The sequence below is a fragment of the Leisingera sp. F5 genome, assembly GCF_001593695.1.
Genome location: NZ_LUKH01000114.1, coordinates 1 through 5,890, shown reverse-complemented (window position 1 = coordinate 5,890; position 5,890 = coordinate 1). Strand labels below are relative to the sequence as shown.

Annotated in this window: 5 protein-coding genes; 3 read left to right on the top strand and 2 right to left on the bottom strand. The window is 59.3% G+C overall.

Translation table 11 applies throughout. The features are described from left to right. On the top strand, window positions 1-363 hold a 363-nt coding region (locus A2I95_RS25105; RefSeq protein WP_291734300.1), incomplete at its 5' end, for a L,D-transpeptidase family protein. A 57-nt stretch (window positions 364-420) separates the two neighbouring features. Here A2I95_RS25105 and A2I95_RS25100 read toward each other — a convergent pair. Both A2I95_RS25100 and A2I95_RS25095 read right to left on the bottom strand, forming a co-directional pair. Next, window positions 421-1,071, bottom strand: a complete 651-nt coding sequence (locus A2I95_RS25100; RefSeq protein WP_291734298.1) for a YggS family pyridoxal phosphate-dependent enzyme — start codon at window positions 1,069-1,071, stop codon at window positions 421-423. A 123-nt stretch (window positions 1,072-1,194) separates the two neighbouring features. Then, the gene (locus tag A2I95_RS25095) at window positions 1,195-2,205 is read right to left on the bottom strand and encodes a porin (protein WP_027256834.1); all 1,011 of its coding nucleotides are present in this window, start codon (window positions 2,203-2,205) and stop codon (window positions 1,195-1,197) included. Between the two features lie 310 nt (window positions 2,206-2,515). Between A2I95_RS25095 and A2I95_RS25090 the strand changes: the two genes are divergently transcribed. Further along, the gene (locus A2I95_RS25090; protein ID WP_027256835.1) at window positions 2,516-2,998 is read left to right on the top strand and encodes a DUF3576 domain-containing protein; all 483 of its coding nucleotides are present in this window, start codon (window positions 2,516-2,518) and stop codon (window positions 2,996-2,998) included. Between the two features lie 88 nt (window positions 2,999-3,086). Further along, window positions 3,087-5,639: a leucine--tRNA ligase gene (gene leuS, locus A2I95_RS25085; RefSeq protein WP_291734294.1), complete on the top strand. Its 2,553-nt coding sequence runs from the start codon at window positions 3,087-3,089 to the stop codon at window positions 5,637-5,639. Window positions 5,640-5,890: the final 251 nt, after the last annotated feature.

The following is a 5,890-nucleotide window of genomic DNA, read 5'->3' as shown; positions in this document are numbered from 1 at the left end:
ATGTATTACCGCCCCGACAGGCTGTGCCGCCCTGCCTCCTGGGCCAAGCCCATTGGTCCGCAGGACCTATGGTCGGATGATTCAGGAGATGAAAATTACAATCATCATGTGCGGGCACCGCACTCGTTCAGCCATGAAAGACTGCGGCGCAGTGATCCGCTGTATGATCTGGTTTTGATCACCGATTGGAACTGGCCAGCCGCAACTCCGGGAAGCGGTTCTGCGATCTTCATTCACCAATGGCGCCGTCCTGGATACCCCACCGAAGGCTGCATCGCGTTTTCACGCACTGATCTCCATTGGCTTGCTGACCGGGTGCAACTAGGATCCCGGGTCATTGTCCCGCCGCTGGCACGCACCTGACGCAGCCAAGACTTTTCAAAAAGTCTTGGCAATAGTTTTGCCCAAAACTTTTGGGCCTCAATAGGTGCGAGCGCCGAAAATGGCAGAGCCGACGCGAACATGGGTGGCACCAAGTGCAATGGCTTTCTCGAAATCGCCGCTCATTCCCATCGACAGGCCCTTCAACCCGTTGCGCTCAGCAATCTTTGCCAGCAGCGCGAAATGCAGGCTGGCCTCTTCTTCCGCAGGCGGGATACACATCAACCCCATGAGAGGCAGATCGAGCTGGCGGCAGTCTGCGATGAAAGCATCTGCATCGGACGGCATGACGCCTGCCTTTTGCTCCTCCTCGCCGGTATTCACTTGAATGAACAATTCCGGGCACTTGCCTAGCTCCTGCGCCAGCCGGGCCAGCGTATTGGCCAGCTTGGGCCGGTCGACTGAGTGAATGCTGTCAAACAGCTCCATCGCCTGGCGGGTTTTGTTGGTCTGCAACGGGCCGATCAAATGCAAATCGATGCCGTCAAACTGTTCCGCGAATCCCGGCCACTTTCCAGCAGCCTCTTGCACCTTGTTTTCACCGAAACAGCGATGGCCTTCCTGCAGCACCGCCTCGACCCGCTCGTCCGGCTGCACCTTGGATACCGCAATCAGCTGCACACTGCCCGGCATACGGCCGGCCTGCTGTTCAGCTTTGGCGATTCGGGAACTGATATCTTCAAGCGGCATGGATATGGCCTCATAGCTGTTTGGCCGCAAAAAACACTGTTTGCCTGCAAATGTTAAGGGGCAAAAGAAAAGGGCAGGCTCCCGAAGGAACCCGCCCTAAATTCACGCTAGGCGTGCTTCAGCTTAGAAGCTGAAGTGCAGACCTGCCTGAACTTGCTGATCGTCGTCGTCCGCTGCGTTGTTCACATAGCCAGCAACGAAGGTCACACCGCCGCCCAGGTCATACTCGTAGTTGATGCCGAAGGAGGTACCGTCGGTGCGAGTCTGGGTTGCCGCGGTCACGTCGGTCTCGATGTCGGTGGAATTCACCCATGCGACGAGGGTCGAGGCTGCACCGATTTCAACGTCGCCTGCCAGAGTCACAGCGTCGGCTTCTTCGGTGGTGCCGTAGGACAGGGTTGCACCGAACTGACCGAAGTCGCCGCCGATTGCGAAGAAGCCCATGCCGTCGCCAGAGCTCTCGGTGCTACCGTCGGTCTTGGCTACGACAGTGCCGTTGTCTTCGGACTGGTATGCGCCGGTCACGAAGTAGTCACCGAAGGAGTAGCTCAGCATGACTGCAGTGCGCTGCAGGCCGTCTGCGGAACCCAGAGTGGTGCCGCCATTCGACTGCGAGTAGGAGATGTGACCGCTGAAGCCGCCTGCCGAGTACAGAGCTTCAACACCGTTGCGGCCAGCGCCTGCGGAGGTGAAGGTATCCCAGTTGAAGGCATTGCCGATGGCCAGGCTGTGGAAGCCCATGCCGTCAATACCGGTATCGACCGAGGTGGTGTTCAGATACAGGCCGGGAGCGGAGTCGATTGCACCCCAAATGTTGCCGACATTCACGCGCAGACCACCGTATGCAACGTGGAACTGCGGTGCAGACCAGCCAACAGTGCCTGCTACACCATCACGGCTACGGGACTGAGCACGGACACGACCACCAACGGTCACACCACTGTCGGTTTCGGTCGACACGTCAAAGGTCAGACGGAAACGGCTGGTGATGTTGGTGTCGGAACGGCCAGCAACGTTTTTGTTGGCTTCGTTGTAGTCCAGACCAAAACGGCCGTAGCCGGAGATTTTGACTTCTGCCGCGGCCATGCCTGCGGTGGCGATCAGCGCGGTAGTCGCGAAGAGAACCTTTTTCATGTTTTTCCCTCGGTTTTCTAATCCTATGCCCAAACCGGGGAATCCGGCGTGGGTATGCCAAGGGGTTTCGCTCTTTCACCCCCGTTTTGGCAAGGCTTGGGAAAGTCTCAGGAAACGATGCAAGCCCGGATGGTGCAGCTTTGCCACAGTCCGCACTGTCCCGGCGGCAAGAACCGCACCGTTGGCCACTCTTACCGGCAGTTTTCCCTGAAAATGACGAACAGGTGCAGGGCCATGGAGGCCAAAGCCCTTGCTCCGCCAACACGGCTTGCGTTAGGTGTTCGCGCAGAAATTGGCTCCGGGAGCGGTTATGAAATACGGAAAGACCCTGCGGGTTACAGTAATCAGCGCAATCTGTCTTAGCCTTGCGGCCTGCGGCGGCCGGGGCGGCAAAGCCCCTTCGAGCACTGCACGCACAATCAGTCACAAAGAAGAGATCCAGGGCGAAGCGACTAAGTCCTCCGTCTTTGACTTTTTGAACGCCAAGCCGGACCAGACCGTTCAGGTGAACCGCTACCTGTGGACCGCGAGCCTGGATGTGCTGAGCTTTTTGCCGGTGCAATCGGTTGATCCTTTTACCGGCGTGATCACCACCGGCTATGGCACCCCGCCGGGCGGCGGCCGCACTTACCGTGCCACCGTTCACATCAAAGACCCGGCCCTGGACGCGCGCTCTCTGAACGTTGCGCTGCAATCCAAGGGCGGCCCGGTCAGCGCCAGCACGTCCCGCGCGGTTGAGGACGCGATTCTTTCCCGCGCGCGGCAGCTGCGGATCGCAGACAAAAAACTCTGACCCTCTGCGCTCTGGAAACACCAGCCAAACCCCATTATCAGAAGCGCCGGGCCACTTGCCCGGCGTTTTCATGCAAAGGACCGCTCTGATGTCGCGTTACTCCGCCACGGAAATCGAAGCTAAATGGCAGGAAGCCTGGGACAAGGCCGGGATCTTTCAGGCCAAGCGCACCGGCGGCAAGCCGAAGTACTATGTGCTGGAGATGTTCCCCTATCCATCGGGCAAACTGCACATGGGGCATGTCCGCAACTACACGATGGGCGACGTAATCGCGCGCTACAAGCTGTCTACCGGCCATAACGTATTGCACCCAATGGGGTTTGACGCTTTTGGCATGCCGGCCGAAAATGCTGCGATGGCCTCGGGCGGGCACCCCAAGGATTGGACCTACGCCAATATCGATACGATGGTTGAGCAGATGAAACCGCTGGGCCTGTCGCTGGATTGGACACGCATGTTTGCCACTTGCGACCCGGAGTATTACGGACAGCAGCAGGCGCTGTTCCTGGATTTCCTGGAAAAGGGCCTGGTCTACCGCAAGAACGCGGTGGTGAACTGGGACCCCATCGACATGACCGTTCTGGCAAACGAGCAGGTCGAGAACGGCCGCGGCTGGCGCTCGGGCGCGCTGGTGGAGCGGCGCGAGCTGACGCAATGGTTCTTCAAGATCTCGGATATGTCCGAAGAACTGCTGTCGGCGCTGGATGCTCTCGAAAACTGGCCCGCCAAGGTGCGCCTGATGCAGGAAAACTGGATCGGCAAGTCTCGCGGCCTGCAGTTCTCGTTTGAGCGCACAGATGGCGCAGAGCCCATTGAGGTTTACACCACCCGCCCCGACACCCTGATGGGCGCATCTTTTGTCGGCATTTCGCCCGACCACCCGATTGCCAAGGCGCTGGAAGCCGAATCGGAAGACGTTGCAGCCTTTGTCGCTGAATGCCGCAAAGGCGGCACCACCGAGGAAGCCATCGAGACGGCGGAAAAGCTGGGCTATGACACCGGCATCCGCGTAAAGCACCCGCTGAACCCGGATTGGGAGCTGCCGGTCTGGATCGCCAACTTCATCCTGATGGACTACGGCACCGGCGCGATCTTTGCCTGCCCGGCGCATGACCAGCGCGACCTGGATTTCTGCCGCAAGTATGATCTGCCGGTCACCGATACCTTCTTTGCGCTGGACAATGATTCTCCGGTTGCCAACGAGGCGTTCGTGCCGGCCAAGTCTGAGAAGGTCCGCTGGGTCGATCATTTCGCTGGGCTGACCGAGGCCACCGGTGAAGAAGCCATCAACGCCACAGTGGACTTTGCCGAGAAAGCCGGCTGGGGAAAGGGCGTCACCAAATACCGCCTCCGCGATTGGGGCCTCTCCCGCCAGCGCTACTGGGGTTGCCCTATCCCTGTGGTCCATTGCGAAGACTGCGGCGTGGTGCCGGAAAAGAAAGAGAACCTGCCGATCGCCCTGCCCTATGACGAAGACGGCAAGGCCATCGACTTCTCGGTTCCGGGCAACCCGCTGGACCGCCATCCGACCTGGCGCGATTGCGCCTGCCCCTCCTGCGGCAAGCCTGCTTTGCGCGAAACCGACACCATGGACACCTTTGTCGATTCGTCCTGGTATTTCGCCCGTTTCACTGCACCGCGCGCCGAAACACCCACCGATCTGGCCGAAGCTGAATATTGGATGAACGTCGATCAATACATCGGCGGTATTGAACATGCGATTCTGCATCTGCTGTATTCGCGTTTCTTTGCCCGTGCGATGCAGATAACAGGCCACCTGCCTGAAAAGGCGATCGAACCGTTCAATGCGTTGTTCACCCAAGGCATGGTTACACATGAGATTTATCAGACACGCGACGCCAATGGCCGCCCGGTCTATCACCTGCCCGAAGACGTGACGGACGGCAAGCTGGCTGATGGCAGCGAGGTCGAAATCATCCCATCGGCCAAGATGTCCAAGTCGAAAAACAACGTCGTGGACCCGGTGCAGATCATCCAGCAATACGGCGCGGATACCGCCCGTTGGTTCGTTCTGTCCGACAGCCCGCCCGAACGTGACGTGGAATGGACCGCCGCGGGTGCCGAAGCCGCAGCCAAGCATCTGGCCCGCGTGCACCGCATTGTCTCGGACATTCTGGACAGTGATGCGGCCGACAACGCCAAAGAAGACGAGGCCCTGCTGCGCGCGATGCACAAGGCCATTCACGACGTGACTGGCGGTGTCGAATCCTTTGGGTTCAATGCCTCGATCGCGAAACTGTACGGATTCACCAACACGCTGGCGAAATCCAAAGCGGGCAAAGCAGCCAAGACCGAGGCCGCGCGGACCTTGGCCATCCTGATGTCGCCGATGACTCCTCACCTGTCCGAGGAAATCTGGCAGATGCTGGGGGGCGAGGGCCTGATCGCCACCGCCGCATGGCCCATCGCGGACGAGAAAATGCTGGTGGACGACACCGTGACCATGCCGATCCAGATTAACGGCAAACGTCGCGCGGAAATCAGCGTGCCCAAGGACATGCCAAAGGAAGAGGTTGAAAAGCTGGCACTGGCGCATGATGCTGTGGTCAAGGCCCTGGACGGGGGCCAACCGAAGAAGCTCATCGTTGTACCGGGGCGCATTGTGAATGTGGTTGTCTAGCCGAAGAACCTTTTTGATCGCAGCGGTCGCAGCCCTGGCGGGCTGTGGCTTTGCTCCGGCTTATGGCCCTGCGGGGCCAGCCACCAAAATGCTGTCCAACGTCACCGTGGATGCCCCCGAAACCCGTGATGAACAGGTGATGGTGCAACAATTGGAAACGCGCATGGGCCGCACCGGCAATGGGCGCTATGCGCTGGGATATAAGCTAAGCTTTCTCGAAGAGCGCATGGCCGTGTCCGCCGACAACATCA